General features: G+C 63.7%; 1 protein-coding gene. It reads right to left on the bottom strand.

The window, feature by feature from the left end:
- Positions 1–35: 35 nt before the first annotated feature.
- Positions 36–911: IS3 family transposase (locus O6Y00_RS21950; protein ID WP_353444625.1), on the bottom strand; the 876-nt coding region annotated here is incomplete at its 5' end.

Genomic DNA, 911 nt, shown 5'->3' with positions numbered 1-911 from the left:
CTGAGCAGCCCCCACCGGGTGGTCCGGGTAGATAGTTAGTGCATTGTCGCCTCCGCCGCCATTGCCGGGCGTAGGTGGAGCGAAGCGGAACCGGAGGCTGGCAATGGCGGGGTCGCTGCTGCTGGCGCCGGAGGTCGATAGCCCAGGCTACTGTGTGGTCGGACGGTGTTATAGTGACGCCGCCACGCCTCGATCAGCACCCTTGCCTCGGCGAGGCTGTAGAAGATCTCGCCGTTGAGCAGCTCGTCGCGAAGCGAACCGTTGAAGCTCTCGTTATAGCCGTTTTCCCATGGCGAGCCCGGCGCGATGTACAGCGTCTTCACGCCGATCTGGCCGAGCCATTTCTGGACTGTGGTAGCGATGAACTCGCTGCCATTGTCCGACCTGATATGCGCGGGCGGCCCCCGGGCGATGAACAGCTCGGCAAGCGCCGCCAGCACGTCTTCGTGTTTCAACTGACGTGCGACGATCAGCGCCAGGCATTCCCTGCTGGCCTCGTCGATGATCGTAAGGATCCGGAACTTGCGCCCGTCGTGCGTTCGCGCTTCGACAAAGTCGTATGCCCAGACATGCCCCGGATACTCCGGCCGCAGCCGGATGCACGAGCCGTCGTTCAACCACAGCCGGCCACGCTTGGGTTGCTTTTGTGGCACCTTCAGCCCCTCACGCCGCCAGATGCGTTCGACACGCTTATGATTCACCGACCACCCCGCGGCATGCAGCAGTGCGGTCACCCGGCGGTAACCGTAGCGTCCATACTGCCCGGCCAGCGCAACGATGTCCTCAGTCAGTGCCTGTTCGTCATCTGCCCCACACGGCACCTTGCGCTGCGTCGACCGATGCTGCCCGAGCACGCGACACACCCGTCGCTCGGATACGTCCAGCACCTCTTTCACTTGGTCAATGCAGCG

It is taken from the genome of Sphingomonas faeni, from assembly GCF_040407565.1.
Classification (GTDB): domain Bacteria; phylum Pseudomonadota; class Alphaproteobacteria; order Sphingomonadales; family Sphingomonadaceae; genus Sphingomonas; species Sphingomonas faeni_F.
This window is presented reverse-complemented; position numbering and strand designations above follow the sequence as displayed.